We start from the raw sequence: 22,182 nt of genomic DNA, 5'->3' as shown, positions 1-22,182 counted from the left end.
AGCGTCAGAACTTGATTCCGCCCAGGAGGCTCGCGAGGCTCTCGCCGCCGGCCTTGATGCTCGGTGCGATGGCCGTACTCGAGAGGTAGAAGCCGAACAGGGTCGCGACCAAGGCGTGCGAGCCCTTGAGGCCGTCCTTGCGGAAGAAGAGGAAGACGACGATGCCGAGCAGGACCACGCCTGAGATGGACAGGATCATTGGGGATCTCCTGGTTCGCGGGGACAGTCACCATGAGTACTTCCAGGATCACAGGATGTATCCATACGATAAAAGGTGCAACTAGGTGAATTACTGCTGATTTCGCCCAACCGGCGGAGCGGTCTTGGCCCGGTCGGGTCCCACTGCGGCAAAAGCCCGGGTATGCGGTGATCTTTACCTCCGGCACATCGGGTCATGTGCGGCGTGAGCCAGTACCCTGGCGATTCACCTGAACGGTTGCATGGAGAGGCGGTCCGGCCGATGAGTGAAGCCCCCGACCCCGAGGTCGTGGAGCTCGCGACCAAGGTCTTCGACCTGGCCCGGCAGGGGCCGGCCGAGGCGCTCGTGGCGTACGTGGACGCCGGGGTTCCGGCCAACCTGACCAACGACCGCGGCGACTCCCTGCTGATGCTCGCCGCCTATCACGGCCACGCCGACGCCGTACGCGCCCTGCTCGCCCGGGGAGCCGAGGCCGACCGGATCAACGACCGGGGGCAGACCCCGCTCGCCGGAGCCGTCTTCAAGGGTGAGGAAGACGTCATCAATGCCCTTCTGGAGGGCGGCGCCGACCCGGCGTCCGGCACACCGTCGGCCGTCGACACGGCCCGGATGTTCGGCCGGACACACTTGCTCGAACTGTTCGGCACACACTGACACACCCGCCCTGACCAGGGCAGACACAGAAAACGGGGGAGGCGGTGACAGACCGCCGAAATTTCGGTCGCGGTGGATGGAACTGCCGGGTCATCATGACGTCGTGATTCACGGACGCGATGGCCGGGCAGATGACGCCGCACCGCGCGGACCGTGAAACGGTCCGGATGGGCCACCGACGAGAGGCAGAGGAAGATGGCTTACAGCAAGCAGGAAACGGCGGGCGCCCCGACGTGTTGTCACGCGGCCAGGTAACGCAGGTCCCCGGTTGCGTCGACGCTTGATGTGAGGCTGTTTCCCATGTTCGATCCGGTCATAGCGCCCAGCGGTACGCTGCTCGGCCTGCTCCAGCGGGGCCGCGGCGACGGCACACTGCACGCACTCACCGCACCGCGCGCGGAAGCGCTCGCGGCGCTGAACCACTGCGTGCTGCGCGATCCCCGCCACGACTGGCAGGTGGAGAACCGCTCCCTCTACTACGCCCGTCTCTTCCTCGACCTGAACGGCGAGCTGGACGAGATCGAGGCGCACCTCTTCGACGTCGAGGACGTACTCGACACCGAGGAGTCACGCACCGGCCTGGCCCTGGCGGTCCTCGGTCATCTCGCCTCGTACGGCAGGCGGGACGCGCTGGAACTGCTGCGCAGGTACGCCGGCTCCGGCTCCAACTGGGCCTGGGCCCTGGACGAACTGGCGCTGCGCGACGACGACGCCGGGCTGCGCGCCCTCGCCGCCCCCGTCCTCGCGCGGTTCACGACCGACGCCGAGGGCGAGGCCCGGCTGGCGGCGGTCGTGCGGGACGCCTTCGAGCCGCGGCCCTGGCGACTGTGGGCCGATGACCCGCGCGAGTCGATCGCCACGCGCGTGCGGGCCGCTCATGAGGCCGGTCATTTCGACCGCTGGCAACGTCAGATGCGGCCAGGCGGGCCCCGTCCCGGGTGGAGCGTGCGGGCCGTCTTCGAGTGGGCCCAGCAGGGGATGGAACGCGGAGCCGCCCTCCATGTCCCCGCAGCCCGCTGTCTGGTGGCCGTCGCGGGACCCGAGGACCGGCCGGAGATCGTCCGAGCCGCCCAGGACGGTACCGACGGCGCCCGCTGCACCGCGCTGCGCTATCTCGCCGACAGCAACGATCCGGACGCCCTCGACCTGATCGAGGCAGCGGTGGCCACCGGTACCCCGGCCGTCGTGGACGCCGCCGTGGACGCCTTCGAGCGCATGCGCAGTGTCGCGGCCGTCGACCGGGCGCGCGGCTGGGCCCGCCGCCCCGATCCCCTCGGCGCGGCCTCCGGTCGCGTGCTCGCCTGCCTGGGCGGGGTCCAGGACAACGAACACGTCCTCGCGGCACTCCGGGAGGCCGTCCGGGGCGAAGGGCCCGACGCGCCGACCTTGTGGACGCTCGTCGACGGCACCGGACGGCTGGGCATCGACTGCGCGGCCCCCGTCCTGCGCCACATCTACCGGGAGACCGCCTCCTCCCACCTGCGCGGCCGGGCCGCCCGTGCCCTCGCCGTCACCGACCCCTCCTTCGGCACCGGCTTCGCCGTCGAGTGCCTCTGGGACTGCGAGGAGTCCACCCGCGAGCTCGCCGCCCGGCACGCCGAGACCGGTGACGCCCGGGTCGTGGAGCGATTGCGCAGGCTCGCCGCCGATCCGGCCGAGGAAGCCGAGGTCCAGACCGCCGTCCGTAGCCGCATCGGACCGGACGCGACCGCCATGTGAACGACCGGCTGCCGGGTGCGCCCGCTCCTGATCACAGTCGGCTCAGATACGACCATCGGCGAGATTTCCGGGTTCGGGCGCACCCTCTGGGTGAACTGGGGGTGACTCGCGGGTCAGGCGGGCGTGGACGCGGTCTGACCTGCGCGGGTGCGCAGCGCAACGCTCACGGGACGTTCCTCGTCCGGAAAGATCCACGTTGACGCGGGCACGTCCAGTACGGCGACAACACGAGTATGCGTGTCGTCATCGTGACCGAATCCTTTCCCCCCGATGTGAACGGCGTGGCCCACTGCGCGTTCCAAACCGCCCGGCACCTCGTAGATCGCGGTCACTCTCCGCTCGTCGTCGCGCCGGCCACCGCCGCCGGCACCGGGCCCGGGGCCGACGCCCTGTCGCCCTGCCCTGTCGTCCGTGTCCCCTCCCTACCGCTCCCGGGCTATCCCCAGGTCCGTGTCGCCCTCCCCAGCCGACGCGTGGCCGCGGCGATCGCCGAGCACCGTGCCGATGTCGTCCACCTGGCCTCTCCCTTCGTCCTCGGCGTCCGCGGCATGGCCGCCGCCACCCGGCTCGGCATCCCCGCCGTGGCCGTCTACCAGACCGACCTCGCCGGATACGCCCGCACCTACGTCCACGCCGGCGAGGCCGCTGCCTGGCGTCGTATCCGCTCCGTCCACTCCGCCGCCGACCTCACCCTCGCCCCCTCCAGCCCGGCCCTGAACGACCTGGAGGCGCACGGTGTGCCCCGGGTACGGCTGTGGGCGCGGGGCGTGGACACCGCCCGTTTCCGTCCCGAGCTGCGGGACGAGGCGCTACGTCGCGAACTCGCCCCGAACGGCGAGGTGATCGTCGGCTACGTCGGCCGGCTGGCCCCCGAGAAGCAGATAGAGCTGCTGTCGGGAGTGTGCGGCCTGGACGGCGTCCGGGTCGTGATCGTCGGTGACGGGCCGAGCCGCCCGAGCCTGGACCAGGCACTGCCGAACGCGGTCTTCCTGGGCCGCCGCACCGGCGACGAACTGGCCAGGATCTTCGCCTCCTTGGACGTCTTCGCGCACACCGGCCCCTTCGAGACCTTCTGCCAGACCGTGCAGGAGGCCATGGCGAGCGGCGTGCCCGTGGTCGCCCCCGCGGCCGGCGGCCCGCTGGACCTCGTCGCCCACGGAGGTACCGGGTTCCTGGTCCCACCGCGAGACCCGGCCGCCGTACGGGACGCCGTCCGGGCCCTGGCCGCCGACCCGGGCCTGCGCACCGCGTTCGGCGTCGCCGCGCGGGTGACCGTCGAGGGGCGTACCTGGGCCGCCGTCGGCGACCAGCTGATCGAGCACTATGCGAACGTGCTCGCCGCGCGGAAGACGGCGGTGGCGGCATGACGTCATTGCGCATCGTGCGGCTGGCCAACTTCGTCGCGCCGTCCTCCGGTGGCCTGCGTACCGCGCTGCGCGAACTCGGCACGGGCTACCAGGCCGCCGGGCACCAGCCCGTGCTGGTCGTGCCGGGTGAGCACGCGGGCGACCGGGAGACCGAGCAGGGCAGGGTGATCACCCTTCCCGGGCCGTCGCTGCCCGGCACCGGCGGCTACCGGGTCCTCACCGACCGGCGGCGGGTGTCCGCGCTCCTGGAGGACCTGGCCCCCGACCGTCTGGAGGTCTCCGACCGTACGACCCTGCGCTGGACCGGCAAGTGGGCCCGGCGCGCCCGGGTCCCGGCCGTGATGGTCTCCCACGAGACGGCCGACGGCGTGCTGCGCACCTGGGGTGTGCCGGAGAAGACGGCCCGGCGCGCCGCCGACGCCCTCAACGTCCGTACGGCCCACACCTACGCGCGCGTGGTGTGCACCACGGAGTTCGCCGAGCGGGAGTTCGTGCGGATCGGGGCGCGGAACGTCGTACGGGCGCCACTCGGCGTCGACCTGGTGCAACGGCACCCGGCGCTGCGTGACCGGGGCCTGCGTGACCGGCACGCGCGCGGGGACGAGGTGCTCCTGGTGACATGCACCCGGCTGTCCGTGGAGAAGCGGCCGGGGACCGCGCTGGACGCCCTGGAAGCGCTTCTACGGCGAGGCAGGCGGGCGGTGCTCGTGGTGGCCGGGGACGGGCCGCTGCGGTCCCGGCTCGAACAGCGGGCGCGGGAACGCGGGTTGCCGGTGACGTTCCTCGGGCACGTCCGCGACCGAGGTCTGCTGGGCGCCCTCCAGGCGTCCGCCGACGTCTGCCTGGCACCGGGGCCCGCCGAGACGTTCGGGCTCGCCGCCCTGGAGGCGATGGCCTGCGGCACCCCGGTGGTCGCCAGTGCCTCGTCCGCCCTGCCCGAGGTGATCGGTTCCGCCGGAGCCGTCGCGACGGACCACGGGGGCGCCTTCGCGGACGCCGTGGAGCTGCTGCTGGCCCGGTCCGTGGAGGAACGCCGGGAGGCCGCACGGGCGCGGGCGGAGTGCTTCGGGTGGGACGCGGCGGTCGCGGCCTTCCTCCGGGCGCACGACGCGGTGACCTCCGTGGCCCCCGGCGTGTCCGGGGGCGGCCCGGGCGGGCCCTTCGTACCCGGAGGCGTGGCGTGAGACCGCTGCGGTTCGTGGCGCTCGGCGACTCGCTGACCGAAGGCGTGGGCGACCCCGTCGGCGACGGGTGGCGCGGCTGGGCCGCACTGCTGGCCGACGGGCTCGCGGAGGGGACTGGTGAGTCCGATGAGTACGTGGAGTTCACCAACCTGGCGGTGAGCGGTTCGCAGACGCGTGACGTGCTGGAACGGCAGTTGCCCGCGGGGCTCGCGCTGCGGCCCGACGTCGTCTCGGTCCTCATAGGGGTCAACGACACCCTGCGCTGCACCTTCGACATCCAGGCCGTGGCCGCGCGCCTCGACACCGTCTGCTCCGCCTTCACCGAGCAGGGCGCCGTCCTGCTCACGGCCTGTCTGCCCGACCCCGGCACGATGCTGGGGTTGCCGGGGGCCCTGGCGCGTCCACTGGCGCGGCGGCAGCGGGCCGTCAACGCCGTGGTGCACGCGCTGTCCGAGCGGCACGGGGCCGTGCACCTGCACGCCTGCGAGGGCGCGTGGCTCACCGACCGCGCGATGTGGAGCGCGGACCGGCTGCACCCCGGCGAGCGGGGTCACCGGCAACTGGCGGTGCGGTTCCACGCGTTGTTGACGGAGCGGGGCCTGGCGGCGGGCGTCGCACCCTCGGCCGAGCCTGAGTTCCCGGTGCCCACCAGGTCGGCGAGTCTGTGGTGGCTGGCCACCGCGGGCACCGGCTGGGTGGCCCGACGGTGCACCGACCTGCTGCCGCAGCTCCTGACGCTCGCCGTCGACGAGATGCGGCACCGCGCGCGGGGGACGAGCGCCCGGCTCGATCTGCGGGCTTCAGCGGCCGTGTCCGCGGCGCTCACCACGGTAGGAGATCGTTGAACGATTCCTTCATCCCCATGTTGTTTCGTTCTGGTGGCTGCGGTTGAATTCCTGGCATGGCCAAGCAGCTGGCGCAACTGGCCGACGACCGTGCCCTGCTGGGCCGTACCAGCACCGCGGAACGGGTCTCGGACATCCTCAGGAGCCGTATCGCCGAGGGGTACTTCCCGCCCGGGACCCGATTGTCGGAGGACAGCATCGGCGGTGCGCTCGGGGTCTCCCGCAACACGCTGCGCGAGGCCTTCCGGCTGCTCACCCACGAACGCCTGCTCGTCCACGAGTTGAACCGGGGCGTCTTCGTCCGGGTCCTCAGCGTCGAGGACGTCGAGGACATCTACCGCACCCGCGACCTCGTGGAGCGCGCCGTCGTACGCGGCCTGGGCGAGCCCCCGTACGGGCTGGACCTGCTCGCCGGGGCGGTCGCCGAAGGCCGACGGGCGGTGCGCGAAGGTGACTGGAAAGGGCTGGGAACCGCCAACATCCACTTCCACCGGGAGCTGGTCGCACTCGCCGGCAGCGAGCGCACCGACGAACTGATGCGCAGCGTCTTCGCCGAACTGCGCCTCGCCTTCCACGTCGTGGACGACCCGAAGGCGCTGCACGAGCCGTACCTGGCCCGCAACCAGACGATCCTGGAGGCGCTGCGGGCGGGGGACAAGCGGGACGCGGAGGAACGGCTGGGGGTCTACCTCGCCGACTCGCTGGAACGCGTGGTCGAGGTGTACAGGCGAAGGGTGGGGGAGGACACCTGAGGGACGGGCGCTGACGCCCGACAGGCCGGAGGCGGCCCGCGGACGGCACACCACCGCTGACCGCCCGGCCGGCCACCGGAGGCGATCCGCGTCGTTTGGGTCGTTGTCAGACCGAGGACCTAGTCTGTGCACCGTGACTTCGCCTGCATCGACGGACAGTGTTCCGCCCCAGCTCAACGCGGGGCCGCGCCCCGCACCGGGGCCGGCCGCCGACGAGGGTCTGGCGCGCCGGCTGCGCGCGCTCGCCTGCACCGCGCCGCTGCACGACCTGGACGCGCGCAAAGCGAACCTCGCCGGCGAGTACTCGGTGTACGGCATGGCGGAGGTGGCTCTGGCCGCCATCGACCTGGTCACCCTGAACATGGACTTCGACACCGGCGCCGACCACGACCAGATAGTCGCCCGGCTCATCCCGCGTATCGCCGCCCAGGCCCCGCAGCGTCCGGTCCCGGAACACGAGCGCGTGGCCCGCTGGGTCCTGGAGAACCTGATCAACGTCGGCAGCGTCGACCGCGGTTTCCGAGCGGTGTACGGCACGTTCGCCCCGGACGGCACCTATGTGCGCCGTGACTACGACTTCAAGCTGATCGAGGAGGTGCCAGGCCCCGGTGGCTCGGTGTACCTCCGGACGACCGACGAGGCCGTCAACGTCCTGGTGGGCGCCCTCGACACCGATGTCACCAGCGCGCAGATCGCCGCCGAGGTCAAGCTGGAGGTGCTGATCAGCCGCGGCCGTCTCGCGGACGCCCAACTCGCCGCCGAGCAGGCCCGGTACCGCACGGTCCAGTACTCGGAAACCCTGCGGCGGGCCCTGGACGCCACCCGGCGCAACGTCCGGGCGGTGGACTGGCTCAACACCGTGCCCGACATGATCGCCGAGGCCCTCGACCACGTGGCGGACCGGTACCGCCACGAGAACGCGATCCTCACGAACATCCGCAAGGCACGGGACGAGTCCGAGGACGCGGAGCAGAAGCGGCGCGCCGCCGAGCTGGTGGACATCGTGAAGGACTGCATCCGCCGGCACACGCAGTTGCAGTCCCGCCTGCTGGAGGCCGGCCCGCTGTTCCGTGCCGAGCAGGACCGGCAGGCCTTCGCCACGCCGATGACGACGTCCGGCACGGACCTGTACGGGCATCTGCTCGCGCCGGTCCTGCCGTTGGAACTGGAGCGGGCGGTCCGGGTCACGGACGCGTTCTTCGCACACGGGACCGGGCTGCGCACCCCGGTGTCGGTGCGGGTGGGCGACCTCGTCGACATACTGTTGACGCCGCCGCTGGAGCGGGAACACCTGGGTGCGGAGATGCCGGAACCGGATCTCATCGCCACCCCGGACGACAGCCGGTTCAGCGAGGAGCAGTTGGCGGCGGCGAGGCGCCTGCTCGACCTGCCGGCGGACGCGCCCCGGCGACTTTCCGGACTGCTCGCCGACGCGCGTGAGCAGGACCCCGATCTGCCTTACCTGGTGGCCCTGTTGGCGGTGCACGCCGCCAGCCCCCCGGTCGGCACGGCTTACCGGCAGGGCGAGGAGAAGCTGTTGTTCTCCGTGGACGACGGGACGGAGCTGGACGACCCGGAGTTCGGTGGGGCCGACCTGATCGTCGGGACGGCCCTCCTGGACGCGGCGGGGATGGCGGCGGACCGGACGGAGGCGGCGTAAGCGTGACGCACCTCTCCACCGACCGCCGCGGCACGGACCGCTGCGGCACGGACAGCCATGGCAGGGACCGCCGCGACAGGAACCACCGCGGCACCGACCACCGCGACACGACGTACCGCGACACGGACCACCGCAGCCCACACCACCCCGGCACCGACCACCGTCACATGAACCACCCCGACAAGGAGCCCCAACCGTGACCGAGCACGCCGAGTGGAGTGAGCCGGAAGCCGGCCCCGCGCCGGCGACCGCCCCCGTCACCCCCGCCGACGCCGCCGACGCGGCGCGGCTCGTCGCCTTCGGGTTGCAGCCGAAGTTGCAGCCCGCGCGGGACCAGGAGTACACGGAGCTGCTGCGCCGCTACCGCGAGGACCCGCCGTTCGCGCGGCTCGCCGACGCCGTGGCCGCCGGGCTCGGGCTGGTCGTGCTGGAGGTGTCCCCGCGCGCCGGGATGGCGGTGACAGCCGCCGAGGACTCGGTGTTCGCCGTACGGATGGGTGACTACGCGCGCCGGACGTCCGCCGACGGCGGGGACCGGTTCCTGCACGGACTGGCGCATCTCGCCGTCGCCGCCATGGCGTTCCCGCGCCCCGAGGACCTCGCCGACGACGGGTACATCGGGCGCGTCTCCGTAAACGGCGTCGACGCGTTCGTACGACAGGCCTGCCGGCGCCTGGAGGAGCGAGCCGAGGAACAGGGCGAGAACACCGACCCGGCCACCGACGCGCCCGCACTCGAGGCCGCCTGGCGGGTCTGGGTCAGACGCAGCGCGACCGGTGCCACCAAGGACGCGCGCCGCCTGGCCGGTTCCACCACCGGCATCGTCGGCAAGGCCGTCGCGTTCCTCACCGACTCCGGGTTCCTGCAGCGCACCGGCGACGACAACGGCGGCACGTACCGGACCACCGCCCGCTATCAGCTCCAGGTGCGGGACATGGCCGGGACCGCCGCCATGGCCGAGCTGCTCGAACTGGGCGTCGTGCCCGTGACCGACGGCACGCCGACCCTGCTGCCCGCCGAGGACACCGACGAACTGGACCTGGTGGCCGACGCCGGGCTGCCCTTCCACGCGCCTTCGTCGTCCTGACCGCCCCTGCCCCCCCACCTGACGAAGACTGACGAGAGTCCGCCATGTACGAGCTGTCCCGGGTCCGCCTCTACTCCATCGGACCCGCCGGTGCACGCTACGCCGACACCGTGCTTGACCTGCGGGGCGTGGGCGCGCCCGTGCCCGACCCCGCGCCCGCCCAGGCGGAGTTCTTCGAGGAGGAGCCCGTCGGCCCGCCGCGCCGGCCCGCGCCCGCCGGTGTGCTCTTCCTGGAGAACGGCGGCGGCAAGTCCGTCCTGCTCAAGCTGATCTTCTCCGTGATGCTGCCCGGCCACCGCAACACCCTCGGTGGCGCCAGCTCCGGTGTGCTGCGCAAGTTCCTGCTCGCGGACGACTGCGGTCACGTCGCCCTGGAGTGGCAGCACGTGCTCACGGGGGAGTGCGTGGTCGTCGGCAAGGCCAGCGAGTGGCGGGGACGGCAGGTCTCCAACGACCCGCGGAAGTTCGCCGAGGCCTGGTACTCCTTCCGGCCCGGCCCCGGCCTCAGCCTGGACAGCCTGCCCGTCGCGGAGTCCACCGCCGTACGGCCGTCCGCCGAGGGCGTCTCCGGCGCACAGGGGCGGCGGCGGACCATGAAGGGCTTCAGGGACGCCATCACCGAGGCGGGCAAGGCCTACCCGCATCTGGAGGTGCACTGGGAGGAGATCCACGACCGCTGGATCGAGCACCTCGGCGACCTCGGCCTCGACCCCGAACTCTTCCGCTACCAGCGGGAGATGAACGCCGACGAGGGCGAGGCCGCCGGCCTCTTCGCGGTGAAGAAGGACTCCGACTTCACCGACCTGCTGCTGCGCGCGGTCACGGACACCCGTGACACCGACGGCCTCGCCGACCTGGTCAGCGGCTTCGGCAACAAGCTGGGGCGACGCGCCGAACTGATCGCCGAACGCGACTTCACCGCCGGGTCCGTCGACCTCCTCGGGCGGATCGTCGAGGCAGCCGAGGCCCGCTCCCGCGCACGGGACATCCACACCGGGGCCGAGCGCCGCACGAGAACCCTGGCGCGCCGGTTGTCCGCCCGTGGCGCCCAGGAGCGGGTGCGGGCCGCCGACCTCGCCCAGCGGGTCACCGCCGCGGCGAACGCCGTCACCCACACCGAGGCGGCCCGGGACCGCAGCGCGCTGATCGCCGCCGAACTCGCCTACCGGCACGCCTCGTTGGCGCTCGCCGCCGCCGAGAAGTCGGCCGCGGCACAGAAACGTGAACTCGCCGACGCGCGCACCCTGCACTCCGCCTGGCAGGCCGCCGAGGCCGTACTGCGGCACCGTGCCGCCGCCGACCGGGTGGCCCGGGTGGCCACCGCGATCCAGGAGGCCGAGCGGGACGCGGCCCCCGCGCTCGCCGCCCGCACCAAGGCCGCCGTCGATCTCGTCCGCGCCCTGCACGCGGCGGCTCAGAGCGCCGAGAGCCTCGCCAACGAACAGGAGGAGCGGTCCGCCGCCCTCCAGGAGGTCGGCGAGTCGGCCTACCGGGACTCCACCTCCGCCGCCACCGAGGCGCAGCGCGCCCGCAGCGAGATCGGACACCTGCGCCAGCGCCTGACCGAGGTGGAGCAGGAGACCGCCGAGGCGGTCCGCGCGGGCTGGCTCGACGACACCGCCCCCGACGCCGACCCGGCGCGCGCGGCCCTAGCAGCCAGCGACGCCGAGAAGTCGGCGGTCGCCGCCTGGGACCAGGCGCGTGAGGCGTCACGCCGGGCCACCGAGCACGCCCGCGAGGCGGCCGCCGCCGAGTCCCGCGCGGAGCTGACAGCGGCCCGCGCGGAGGACGCGGCCACGGCGGCGGAACGGTCCTACGAGGCCGAACGTCGCCTCGCCGAGGCGCTGGCCCACGAGGAGCGACTGGCGGAGCTGCTGAGCCTGACGGGCGGCGACGCCCGCCCGTCCGCGATTCCCTCACCCCGCCAGGACAGCGACACCGACCCCCGGGAAGGTCTCACCCCGGAGGACCTGGACCGGTTCGCCGACGAACTGCGCGAACTCCTCGACGACGCCGTCTCCTCCGCCGAGCGGCAGCTCTTCGAGCTGCGGACAGCCGCCGCCGACGACTCCCGCATCCTCGGCGCGCTCGGTGACGGCGGGCTGCTGCCGCCCGGGCCCGACGTACTGGCCACCGTGGAGTTCCTCGGTGAGCAGGGCATCCCGGCCCTGCCCGGCTGGCGCTACCTCGCCCAGGCCGTCGACCCGGCCGACCACGCGCGCGTTCTGGCCGCCCGGCCGGAACTGGTCGACGGAGTGATCATCACCGACCCGGCCACGCACGCGCGGGCCCGCGCGGCCCTGAGTGACGCCGCGCTGCTGCCGCGGTCCGCCGTGGCGGTCGGTACGGCCGCCGCCCTGCTCGCACCGACCCCGGCGCCCGACGCGGACGGCGGTGACGTCTTCCTCGTACCGCCGAACCCGGCCATGCACGACGAACACGCCGCCGACGAGGAGCGTCAGGCACTGCGGGCCCGGGCGACCGAGCGTGACGAGGAGATCCGGGGCCTGGCGGCGCGGCTCGGCAAGGACCGGGAGCTGGCGGCCCGGCTCTCCTCCTGGCGCACCGGCTGCCCGGCGGGGCGGCTGGTGGAGCTGTCCCGGGCCGCCCAGGACACGCGTGTCTTCGCCCAGGAGTCCGAGGCCGAACTGACCGAGGCGCGGACCGTGCGGGCCGAGGCCGACGAGGCCGCCGCCGAGGCCGCGCAGGTCCGCGACGAACGGCAGGAGACCGCCCAGAAGGCCCGGCGGGCCGCCGACGCCCTCGCCGGGCTCGCCTTCCGGCTCCGAGAGCGGGCAGGCTGGCAGGTCAAGGTGCGTGAACTCGCCGATGAGGCGGCCGAGTCGGAAGCCCGAGCCCAGACCTGCCTGGACCGTGCCCGCGCCGCCGACGAGGACCGGCGGGCCGCCCAGCGTGCCGCCGACGACGCCCGCCGCACGGCCCGGGTGCTGCGCGCCGAGCGCTCCGAGATCGCCGGCGCCCCCGACGACGTGTCGCAGGGCGGTTCGGACGAACCCCGGGCGTCCCTGCCCGCTCTCCGCGAGGCGTATCGGGCCGCCTCCCAGGTGTACGAGAAGGTCGGCGTCGGCGCCGATCTGCGTACCGAGCAGGCCCGGGCGGAGAGCGACGAGAGCGCCGCGCGGTCCGACCTGGACCGGCTGACCAACAAGGTCCGCACGCGCGCGGAGCAGCTGCTCCAGTCGCCCGACGGCTCCGACGGGCCGTCCCGGCAGGCGGCCGTGGCGCGCGCCGACGAACTGGTGCAGCTCCTGGAGACCCGGATGTCCAGCGCGAGCGAGCAGCTCGGACGGCTGCGGGGCGAGGCCGAGCGGCACGCTCCCGAGGACGGCGACGCGCACACCGAACTGCCCGAGGAGCAGCAGCCCCGCGACGCCGAGCACGCCCAGGCGCTGCTGCGCACCGCCAGCGCCGAACTGGCCTCGCGCACCGAGGCGTTGGGCCAGGCCCGGGACGCGCACGCCGAACTCCTCGACGCGCACCGGGCCGCCGAGGACGCGGTCGGCGGCTTCGACGAGATCGCCGCGATGCTCCGCGACCTGCTGCGTGAACACACCACGGAGGAGGAACCGGAGGAACCCGAGCCGTACCCGGGCAGTCTGGAGGAGGCACGGCAGTCCGCCGCCGAGGCCCGCCGGTCCCTGCGCGGCTGCGCCACCGACCTGTCCGCCGCCGAGGGCGCCGTGCGCGAGGCCAGTGACATCCTCGTCCGGCACGCCAACTCCACCCGCTACGAGCAGGTCCGCACGCCCGCCCGGCAGCAGATCCGGGAGCTGCCCGCCTCCGCGCTGCCCGAGCACGCCCAGAAGTGGGCCGACGCCTTCGCGCCCCGGCTCCGGGTCCTCACCGACGAGTTGGCTCAGCTGGAGCGGAACCGGGACTCGATCGTGGACCGGCTCCGGGGGCTGGTGGAGTCGGCGCTCGCCACGCTCCGATCCGCACAGCGGCTGTCGCGGCTGCCGGAGGGGCTCGGTGAGTGGTCGGGACAGGAGTTCTTGCGTATCCGCTTCGACGAGCCCGACCAGGCCACCCTCACCGAGCGGCTCGGCGAGGTCATCGACGAGGCGACCCGCGCGGCCGTCAAGAAGAACTCCGACCTGCGGCGCGACGGCATGTCCCTGCTGCTGCGCGGGGTCGCCGCGGCGCTCCAGCCCAAGGGAGTCGCCGTCGAGATCCTCAAGCCGGACGCCGTACTGCGCGCCGAGCGGGTGCCCGTCGGGCAGATGGGCGACGTGTTCTCCGGCGGTCAGCTGCTGACGGCCGCCATCGCCCTGTACTGCACGATGGCGGCGCTGCGCTCGAACGACCGGGGGCGCGACAAGCACCGGCACGCCGGCACGCTGTTCCTCGACAACCCGATCGGCCGCGCCAACGCCACCTACCTGCTGGAGCTCCAGCGAGCCGTGTCGGACGCGCTCGGTGTCCAGCTCCTCTACACCACCGGCCTCTTCGACACGACCGCGCTGGCCGAGTTCCCGCTGGTCATCCGGATGCGCAACGACGCCGACCTGCGGGCGGGGCTGAAGTACATCAGCGTGGAAGAACACCTCAGGCCGGGACTGCCCGACGCTCCCGCCGGGGAGGACGCGCACAGCGAGATCACGGCGACCCGGATGTTCAAACGTCCGGCGCCGGCAGCACCCTGAGGGGGCGCGGGGCGGCTGCACGACCGGCCACAACCGGTCCCGCGTCCGCCCCGCGACCGTGATCACGGACTCCTCAGGTGTCGGCTTTCAGCGATCCGCGCACTTCTCGCCGACGGGAGTCCAGCAGACGGCCCGGTTCATTCGGCCGCCGGCGCGGCGAAGGGGCCGGCCGGCGAGGCCGACTCCTGGAACTTGTGGTCGGCGAGGACGCCGGTCCTGTGCCGCTGGACGAACCAGTAGTAGGCGAAACCGCCGCCCGCGATGACTCCCACGAAGAGCACCGCGCCCCAGCGCAGGTACCAGTGGTAGGGAGCAGCGGCGTTGTAGACGGCGGACCGCGGCCAGATCAGGTTGACCGTCATGGCCGTGCCCCACACCACGGCGACGATGTTGACGAGCAGGCCCCAGCGGCCCAGCGAGAACCTGCCGTCACCCGCCGGCTGCCATGTGCCGCGCAGCCGTGCCACCAGCATCGGCACCGTGACGCCGAGGTAGGCCAGGTAGATCATGATGATGCCGATGCTGGTGACGACCGTGAAGATCTGCGGCTGGCGGATGTTGACCACGAGGATCGCCAGCGCCAGGATCCCGATGATCACAGTCGGCAGCACCGGTGTCTGGAAGCGCGGGTGACACTTGGCCAGCCGCGGCGAGGCGGGCAGGTTGTTGTCCCGGGCCATCGCGAACGCCAGCCGGATCGCGGCCGTGTGGACAGCGAGCGCGCACACCGTGACCGCGATCAGCACACACCACAGCATCGCCTTGCCGGCCGTCGGCCCGAGCACGTCGAGCACGATGTACTGCAGGCCGTCCGTGGACAGCTTCTCGCCCTTCAGGCTGGAGACGCTCATCAGCGCGAGCAGCAGCACCAGGCCGCCGAGCACGAAGGACGCCACGATCGCCCGGATGATCGCCCGCGGTGCGTTGCGGGTCGGGTCCAGGGACTCCTCGCCCAGCGAGGCGGCCGTGTCGAAGCCGTACATGACGTACGCCGAGGCCAGCGAGGCCACCAGGAAGGCGCCCAGGTAACCGTTGCCGTAGGCCGACCCGGTTCCGTTGGTGTCCATCACGACCTGCGGACCACGCGTGATGTGGACCGCGAACAGGATGATCAGTACGACGGTGGCGATCAACTCGATGAACACACCCGCCGTGTTGATCCGCGCCATCAACTTGACGCCGAAGGCGTTCACCAGGGTGGTGAACAGGATCAACACCGCAGCAAGGATGACCGCGTTGGTCGCCACGTCGTATTTGCCGGTGCCGTCACCGACCAACTGGAACGTCGACGAGATCTGAGGGAGCGTCAACTGGTAGGCCAGTGCCACCGCCGCGATCGACACGATCGACGCGATCAGCATCATCCAGCCTGCCAGCCAGCCCAGATGCGGGTTGCCGATCTTCTTCGACCAGTTGTAGACCGAGCCGGCCACGGGGTAGCGGGCGGCGAGCTCCGCGAAGCAGAGGGCGACCATGAACTGGCCGACGAAGACCATCGGCCACGACCACCAGTAGGCGGGGCCGCCGCTGCCGTAGCCGAAGTAGAACAACTGGAAGGTGCCCGTCAGGATCGAGATGTAGCTGATGCCTGCGGCGAAGGTGTGGAAGTTGCCGAGGGTGCGCTTGAGTTCGGGTCTGTATCCGAACTCGGTGAGCTCGGTGTCGTCGTTGCCGCGTGGGCCTGTCGGTTGCTCGGCGGTCGTCATGAGCGGACTCCTGGTGGGCCGGGGGCGGGGAGGGGGGAGCGGCTCGTCGCGGGTGCCTGGATCAGGGAAGGGGTGGTACGCGGGAAAGGTGTGCGGGCCGTGACGCGCGGGTCAGTCGAGCTAACCCTGCGGTGTTGGGGTCGGGTTGCGCCAGAGGTGGTTCGAAGCCGTCGGCGGCAGCGGATCAGCGCGTGTGTGTTTCTCAGGCGGGCGCGGCGGCGAGACGGGCGGGGTCGAACAGGCCGATGGGATGCTCGGTGCCGCCGGTCAGGGCCAGGTCGGCGAGGATCTCGCCGACGACGGGCACGAACTTGAACCCGTGTCCGGAGAACCCGCAGGCCACGGTCACCGACTCCGGATGCCCGGGGTGACGGGCGATGACGAAGTGCTCGTCGGGCGTGGTGGTGTACATGCAGGTCGCGGCCCTGAGGAAGGTGCCGGGGAGGTCCGGGACGCAACCGGCCAGATGGTCGGCGATCGCCTTGATCTCGTCCGCGTGGACCGACCGGTCGATGGTCTCCGGCGTGGTCTCCCGGCCCTTGCGGAAGAAGGCGGCCTTGGCGCCGAGATCGGGTCCGTCGATGGACGGGAAGCCGTAGATCTGGACGTCGTCCGCGTCCTCCCAGATGTAGATCGGGTGGTTCTCGGGGAGGAAGCGGCCGACCCCGCCGGTCGGCTGGAACCAGTGCATGACCTGCCGCTCGATCATGAACGGCACCCCCAGGTCGGTGAGCAGCTGCGGCGCCCAGGCCCCCGGGCAGATCACCAACTGTCCGGCGGTGTAGGTGTTCTCGGCCGTGTGGACCCGAACGCCGTCCCGGTACGGCTCCCAACGGGTCATCGGTTCCTCGAAGTGCAGGTCGGCGCCCTGCCGGGTGGCGAGCTGGAGGTGCGCGGCGACCGTGTTCTCGGGGCGCAGGAGGCCGGCCTTGCGCTCGAACAGAGCCACCTCGTCGTCCCTGGGCGTGAGGGTCGGGAAGCGGCGGCGGATCTCCTCGGCGTCCAGCATCTCGTGCGGCAGGTCCCACTGCCGGGCGGAGAGCAGCGAGCCGGAGACGGTCCGGGAGTCGGGGCGGCCGATCATCACGCCACCCGAGAGGATCGCGATCTGGCGGCCGGTGGACCGCTCCAGTTCCTCGTACAGTTCGTAGGCGCGCAGCAGCAGCGGGACGTACGCCGGGTCCTCGAAGTACGACTGCCGGGTGATCCGTGAACCGCCGTGGCTGGAGCCGCGGTTGTGCACCGGACCGAACTTCTCCAGGCCGAGCACCCGGGCCCCGCGCGCGGACAGGTGATGGGCCGCGGCGCTGCCCATGCCGCCGAGACCGATGACGATCACGTCGTACGTGGGGGACATCGCAAACCTCCGGAGGGCGCGTCAGCAGCGGCGGCGTCCATGGGGCCCGCAGGGCCTCCTACGGGTGCGCAACCTGCCCGGTGCGCTCCCGTCGGCGTATCCGCTCCTGGGTCCGCTCGGTGACCCGTGCCTGGCGCCGGGCCTTGCGACGTTCGCGCCGCAGGGCGCGCGCGGTGCTGCTGGGCGTGGACACCACCCCGTTGCGCTGGTTCCACACCTGCCGGGTCACCCAGACGTCGAGCACGGCCCAGGTCGCCAGCACGGTGCCGGCCACACCGCTCAGCACCATCGGGAAGGCCAGCCAGGAGCCCGCCATGGTGCACAGGAAGGCCACCATCGCCTGGATCAGCGTCACCGAGATGATCAGTACCGCCCGGACCGCCGACGTCCGCACGGGATCGGGCAACCGGCGACGCCGCGCCGGCTCCTCGACCCACAACGGTCGGTAGTACGGCTGCTCTTCGACCACGTCACTCGCCCCGGCAGCGCTCTCCCGCGCCGCCGGAATGTCGTGATCCGACGCCTCCTGTCGTGTCGTCAGATCGGCCGTCGCGTCGTCCGCCCCGCCGTCCGACGGCGCCTCGTGCCGCTCCGCCGTGCCCATCAACATGTCACTCCCCACCGCCAGCAGACCGCTCGCCCCGAGTCCGAAGACCCGGCTCCCCAGTGGCTGCCCGGCTTGCGCTGTTTTACGCCGCCCGGGTTGCGGGATGCGGCTCCTGTGGCCGATTCGCCCCCAACTCCCATGGAGAAGGACGAACAAAACGCCTCCAAGATTCCCAAGGAACGTAAAAATCCAGCCAACTGGCCATCCGACCCGCTCCGTCCGTCCCGGCCGAGGTCAGGAAAGGGCAGGGGACGATCTCCCCCAATGAGGGGACAACTCCCCATGACTCGCCGCAGGTGTGGAAGTTCGGGGTCCGGACCGGCCTTCGAGTTAACTGGGCGTCGGTAGTAGGCTCGCGCCGTTTGTTGACGCACATGTGTACCCCCTGTCGAGAGGGGGTCGAGCTGGGGGAGGCCATGCGCTTTCGCGGGAAATCGATCCGCCGGAAGATCGTGGCGCTGCTCCTTGTGCCGCTGGTGTCCCTGATCGCGATCTGGGGCTTCGCCACGGTACTCACGGGCCGGGAAGTGGCCCAGCTGTTCCATGTCTCGTCCATCGTCGAGAAGGTCGGCTACCCCACCGAGGACACCGTCCGCGTCCTGCAACAGGAACGCCGCCAGACGCTCGTCTACCTCGCGGATCCCCGGGCGTCGGACGCGCTGTCCGCGCTTCGCACCACCCGGGACGCCACCGACGACGCCGTCACCAAGCTCCGTGCGAACGCGAAGGACCCAGACCTCCGCGACAGCCTGGACGCGGACGACGACGAACGCGTCACCGCCGTCCTGGACGCCTTCAACGGCATCGACTCCCTGCGGCGCAGCGTCGAGGAGGGCACCGTGACCCGGTCCCAGGCCCTCGACCTGTACAACCGGCTCGTCGATCCGTGCTACGCCCTCCTGGCCTCGATCGACGGCGTCGACAGCGTGGAGCTGGACAAACAGGCCCGGGCTCTGGTGAACATCACCCGCGCCCGCGAACTGCTCTCCCGTGAGGACGCTCTGCTCGGTTCCGCCCTGGTGGTCGGGAAGCTCTCCCGCGAGGAGACCCGGGACGTCACCGACCTCGTCGCCCAGCGCACCCTGCTGTACGACATCAGCCTGCCGGTGCTGCCCCCGGCGGAGCGTGAGCGCTACGAGAGCTTCTGGAAGAACGCGAACTCCGCCCCCCTGCGGTCGGCCGAACAGGCGGTCATCACCTCCGATCCCGGGACCGCGCCTTCCGTCACCGCCAAGAACTGGGACGCGGCCGCCGGCAGCGCGCTCGACGACCTCTCCACCCTCAACGACCAGGCCGGCGACCGCTATCAGGACCGGGTCCGCCCGAACGCCATCGGTGTCATCGTCAAGGCGTCCGTCGCCGGACTCCTCGGTCTGATCGCCCTGCTGACCTCGCTCGTCCTCTCGGTGCGCGTCGGCCGCACCCTCATCCGCGACCTGCGGCAGCTGCGCCTGGAGGCCCACGAGGCGTCCGGTGTACGGCTGCCCAGCGTGATGCGTCGCCTCTCCGCGGGCGAACAGGTGGACGTGGAGACCGAGGTCCCGCGGCTGGAGTACGACAAGAACGAGATCGGCGAGGTCGGCCAGGCCCTCAACACCCTGCAGCGTGCGGCCGTCGAAGCGGCCGTCAAGCAGGCCGAACTCCGGGCCGGTGTCGCCGAGGTCTTCGTGAACCTCGCCCGCCGCAGCCAGGTCCTGCTCCACAAGCAGCTCACCCTGCTCGACAGCATGGAACGCAGGACCGAGGACACCGACGAACTCGCCGACCTGTTCCGCCTCGACCACCTGACCACCCGGATGCGCCGGCACGCCGAGGGTCTGGTGATCCTCTCCGGCGCCGCCCCCTCGCGGCAGTGGCGCAAGCCGGTGCAGCTCATGGACGTCGTCCGGGCCGCCGTGGCCGAGGTCGAGGACTACGAGCGCATCGAGGTCCGGCGGCTTCCCAGGGTCGCCGTGACCGGCCCGGCCGTGGCGGACCTCACGCACCTCGTCGCCGAACTCCTGGAGAACGCCACGGTGTTCTCCCCGCCGCACACCGCTGTCCAGGTCCTGGGCGAGCGCGTCGCCAACGGCTTCACCCTGGAGATTCACGACCGCGGCCTCGGCATGGCGGCCGACGCGCTCCTGGACGCCAACCTCCGGCTCGCCGAGACACCGGAGTTCGAACTGTCCGACACCGACCGGCTGGGCCTGTTCGTGGTCAGCCGGCTCGCCCAGCGACAGAACGTCCGGGTCTCCCTGCAGCCGTCGCCGTACGGCGGTACGACAGCCGTCGTCTTCATCCCGGACACCCTGCTCACGGACGACGTTCCGGACACCAACGGCATCGGCTTCCGCCTCGACCGGTCCCATCCGTCCAAGGAAGCCGAACTGGAAGAGACCCGTCGCGCCCCGCTCTCCGCGGCGTCGACGCAGTCGCCGGGGCTGGCTCCCGCGGTCCTGAACGGCCCGGTCGAGCTGGAGGCCCCCGTCGACCTGGACGCTCTGGACGACTTCCCGGGCGCTCTCGACGACGAGGACAGCGAACGCGGCGGACTGTTCCGCCCGCGCCGGTCCGCGCGTACGGACGACAGCACGGTGGGCCGCCAGGGCGAGGAGCACGAGAAACCGCACGAGGCCACCGGCTTCGGCGCTTCGCGATCGGCCGACGTGGACGATGTGAACGCCCCGGCTCCGCTGCCCCGCCGAGGCGCCCCCAAGCTGGTCAGCTCGCACGGACGTCCGGTCACGGAGCAGCGGTCGCGCCGCGAGGAGACGGACGAGCAGGACCCGACGGACCCGAGCAGGTCGCGCTCGCAGGGGCCGCCGCCGCTGCCCGCCCGCCGTCGCGGTGCGGGCCAGCCACTGCGTGCCACCGGCGTCGCCGACCGCCTGGACCAACAGCGCACCGAGTCCTCCACGTCTGCGGCGTCCCCGAGCCGAGAGCGCGGCACATCGCCCGAGGCGCCCGCACTCCCCAGGCGCACCCGCCGTACCGAGATCGCGTCGAGCGGCCCGAGCAGCCTGGGCGCGCCGAACGAGACCTCCCTCGCTCCCGGCGACCGCGCCGCGGCACGGGAACCCGGCACCGGATCCGCCCGGCCGGGGTTGGGTTCCGGCCCGGCGAGAATCGGTTCCGGTCCGGGGAGGCAGGGCCCGGCTCCCGGGCCGGGGGACGCCCCGTCCGGCACGGCCCCGCTGCCACGCCGGGTACGCCAGGCCAACCTGGCTCCGCAGCTGAGAAAGGGCCCTGAGCCGCGCACCGACGACCGGTCCGGGCTCGACGAACGGGACGCCGACGAGGTACGCAGCCGCATGGCCTCGCTCCAGCGTGGCTGGCAGCGCGGCCGTGAGGAGAACGCCGCGGGTGATGACACCCAGAGCGGCACAGCACCACAACGAACGACAAAGGGGGACGGTCGATGACCGCACCGAAGCCGACCGGCCACAGCGCGATCGAGAGGTCCGGCGAGCTCAACTGGCTCCTGGACGACCTGGTGGACCGCGTCGCGAGCATCCGCAAGGCCCTCGTGCTGTCCAGCGACGGGCTGCCGATCGGGCTTTCCGCCGACCTGACCCGCGAGGACAGTGAGCATCTGGCTGCCGTCGCCTCCGGGTTCCACAGCCTCGCCAAGGGAGTGGGCCGCCACTTCGAGGCGGGCAGTGTCCGGCAGACGGTGGTGGAGCTGGACGAAGCCTTCCTGTTCGTCACGGCGGCCGGCGACGGCAGTTGCCTGGCCGTGCTCTCGGACGCCGACTCGGACGTGGGTCTGGTCGCCTACGAGATGACGCTCCTGGTGAAGCGGGTCGGCGCGCATCTGAGTGCCGCTCCGCGCACCGATCTGCCTCAGGGCGGGTAGTGGGATGGCATGAGCGCAGACGGTCAAGGAAGTAGTCACTGGTTCGACGACGAGGCCGGACCGGTCGTCCGTCCGTACGCCATGACGCGGGGCCGCACCACCAGTGCGGCCCAGCACCGCCTCGACCTCATCGCGGTGGTCGTCACGGAAAGCCACGCGGACGACCCGGAAGGCGACCACACGCTCTCCCCGGAGCACGTGGACATCGTCGACCTGTGCCGTGACGCCCCGCAGTCGGTCGCCGAACTGTCCGCCGAACTCAACCTGCCCATCGGAGTGATACGGGTCCTCATAGGGGACCTGGTGGACGCGGAGTTCGTCCACGTGAACCGGCCCGTGCCCCCGGCGGAACTGCCGGACGAGAGCATCCTGCGCGATGTGATCAACGGCCTTCGGGCGCTGTGACCGTGCTTCCCGTCCCGGAGGAGGCGGTTCTGTGAGCGCCGCGAGGCGCTCGCGGACCGCGGTCGGGGAGATCGTGTGCAGGGCGGCAGACAATCGGTCAGGAACCGGTCCGCCGATCGGAATCCGCCGCTCCGGACC

The 22,182-nt window shown here is 72.1% G+C and carries 18 protein-coding genes; 13 read left to right on the top strand and 5 right to left on the bottom strand.

The annotated features are described in order from the left end of the window. Positions 1-4: 4 nt before the first annotated feature. A complete protein-coding gene (locus ABZ027_RS35125; protein WP_356775575.1) occupies positions 5-199 on the bottom strand; it encodes a hypothetical protein in 195 nt (64 codons plus the stop codon). A 261-nt stretch (positions 200-460) separates the two neighbouring features. On the opposite strand from ABZ027_RS35125, the gene ABZ027_RS35120 reads away from it, so the two are divergent. Together ABZ027_RS35120 and ABZ027_RS35115 are read left to right on the top strand one after the other, a co-directional pair. Beyond that, positions 461-853, top strand: a complete 393-nt coding sequence (locus tag ABZ027_RS35120; protein ID WP_356775573.1) for an ankyrin repeat domain-containing protein — start codon at positions 461-463, stop codon at positions 851-853. A 300-nt stretch (positions 854-1,153) separates the two neighbouring features. After that, the gene (locus ABZ027_RS35115; protein ID WP_356775571.1) at positions 1,154-2,572 is read left to right on the top strand and encodes a HEAT repeat domain-containing protein; all 1,419 of its coding nucleotides are present in this window, start codon (positions 1,154-1,156) and stop codon (positions 2,570-2,572) included. Between the two features lie 113 nt (positions 2,573-2,685). Here ABZ027_RS35115 and ABZ027_RS35110 read toward each other — a convergent pair whose 3' ends face one another. Further along, entirely contained in the window at positions 2,686-2,904 is a 219-nt protein-coding gene (locus ABZ027_RS35110; protein ID WP_356775611.1) for a hypothetical protein, read from the bottom strand. Between ABZ027_RS35110 and ABZ027_RS35105 the strand changes: the two genes are divergently transcribed. From ABZ027_RS35105 to ABZ027_RS35070, 8 genes are all read left to right on the top strand, one after another. Further along, positions 2,806-3,939: a glycosyltransferase family 1 protein gene (locus ABZ027_RS35105; protein ID WP_356775569.1), complete on the top strand. Its 1,134-nt coding sequence runs from the start codon at positions 2,806-2,808 to the stop codon at positions 3,937-3,939. The genes ABZ027_RS35110 and ABZ027_RS35105 overlap by 99 nt on opposite strands. Beyond that, complete coding sequence (locus ABZ027_RS35100; protein ID WP_356775567.1) at positions 3,936-5,123, top strand: glycosyltransferase; 1,188 nt, start codon at positions 3,936-3,938, stop codon at positions 5,121-5,123. Before ABZ027_RS35105 ends, ABZ027_RS35100 begins: the two co-directional genes overlap by 4 nt. Next, positions 5,120-5,968, top strand: a complete 849-nt coding sequence (locus tag ABZ027_RS35095) for an SGNH/GDSL hydrolase family protein (RefSeq protein ID WP_356775565.1) — start codon at positions 5,120-5,122, stop codon at positions 5,966-5,968. Before ABZ027_RS35100 ends, ABZ027_RS35095 begins: the two co-directional genes overlap by 4 nt. A 56-nt stretch (positions 5,969-6,024) precedes the next feature. After that, positions 6,025-6,720, top strand: coding sequence for a GntR family transcriptional regulator (locus tag ABZ027_RS35090; protein WP_356775563.1), 696 nt, complete (start codon positions 6,025-6,027; stop codon positions 6,718-6,720). A gap of 133 nt (positions 6,721-6,853) precedes the next feature. Next, on the top strand, positions 6,854-8,380 hold the full coding sequence (locus ABZ027_RS35085) for a hypothetical protein (protein WP_356775561.1): 1,527 nt from the start codon (positions 6,854-6,856) through the stop codon (positions 8,378-8,380). Positions 8,381-8,382: 2 nt separating this feature from the next. Continuing rightward, positions 8,383-8,580: a hypothetical protein gene (locus tag ABZ027_RS35080; RefSeq protein WP_356775559.1), complete on the top strand. Its 198-nt coding sequence runs from the start codon at positions 8,383-8,385 to the stop codon at positions 8,578-8,580. Further along, positions 8,577-9,467, top strand: coding sequence for a hypothetical protein (locus tag ABZ027_RS35075; RefSeq protein WP_356775557.1), 891 nt, complete (start codon positions 8,577-8,579; stop codon positions 9,465-9,467). Before ABZ027_RS35080 ends, ABZ027_RS35075 begins: the two co-directional genes overlap by 4 nt. 44 nt (positions 9,468-9,511) lie before the next feature. Beyond that, on the top strand, positions 9,512-14,131 hold the full coding sequence (locus tag ABZ027_RS35070; protein ID WP_356775555.1) for a hypothetical protein: 4,620 nt from the start codon (positions 9,512-9,514) through the stop codon (positions 14,129-14,131). 137 nt (positions 14,132-14,268) lie between these two features. On the opposite strand, the gene ABZ027_RS35065 is transcribed toward ABZ027_RS35070, so the two are convergent. The 3 genes from ABZ027_RS35065 to ABZ027_RS35055 all read right to left on the bottom strand — a co-directional run bounded on the left by ABZ027_RS35065 (position 14,269) and on the right by ABZ027_RS35055 (position 17,798). After that, positions 14,269-15,837 (bottom strand): amino acid permease, encoded by a 1,569-nt coding sequence (locus ABZ027_RS35065; protein WP_356775553.1) that lies wholly within the window; start codon positions 15,835-15,837, stop codon positions 14,269-14,271. Between the two features lie 202 nt (positions 15,838-16,039). Next, positions 16,040-17,194, bottom strand: a complete 1,155-nt coding sequence (gene solA / locus ABZ027_RS35060) for an N-methyl-L-tryptophan oxidase (protein WP_356775551.1) — start codon at positions 17,192-17,194, stop codon at positions 16,040-16,042. Between the two features lie 58 nt (positions 17,195-17,252). Then, complete coding sequence (locus ABZ027_RS35055; RefSeq protein ID WP_356775607.1) at positions 17,253-17,798, bottom strand: hypothetical protein; 546 nt, start codon at positions 17,796-17,798, stop codon at positions 17,253-17,255. Between the two features lie 419 nt (positions 17,799-18,217). Here ABZ027_RS35055 and ABZ027_RS35050 point away from each other — a divergent pair, with 419 nt between their 5' ends. From ABZ027_RS35050 to ABZ027_RS35040, 3 genes are read left to right on the top strand one after another with little or no spacing between them, the layout of a single operon-like run. Beyond that, the gene (locus tag ABZ027_RS35050) at positions 18,218-21,205 is read left to right on the top strand and encodes a nitrate- and nitrite sensing domain-containing protein (protein WP_356775549.1); all 2,988 of its coding nucleotides are present in this window, start codon (positions 18,218-18,220) and stop codon (positions 21,203-21,205) included. Then, positions 21,202-21,639, top strand: a complete 438-nt coding sequence (locus ABZ027_RS35045) for a roadblock/LC7 domain-containing protein (protein WP_356775547.1) — start codon at positions 21,202-21,204, stop codon at positions 21,637-21,639. The genes ABZ027_RS35050 and ABZ027_RS35045 overlap by 4 nt, the downstream gene beginning before the upstream one ends. Positions 21,640-21,648: 9 nt before the next feature. Beyond that, positions 21,649-22,044: a DUF742 domain-containing protein gene (locus tag ABZ027_RS35040; protein ID WP_356775545.1), complete on the top strand. Its 396-nt coding sequence runs from the start codon at positions 21,649-21,651 to the stop codon at positions 22,042-22,044. The last annotated feature ends 138 nt before the right edge of the window (positions 22,045-22,182 follow it).

The organism is Streptomyces sp. NPDC006332, from assembly GCF_040612855.1.
GTDB lineage: Bacteria > Actinomycetota > Actinomycetes > Streptomycetales > Streptomycetaceae > Streptomyces.
This window is presented reverse-complemented; position numbering and strand designations above follow the sequence as displayed.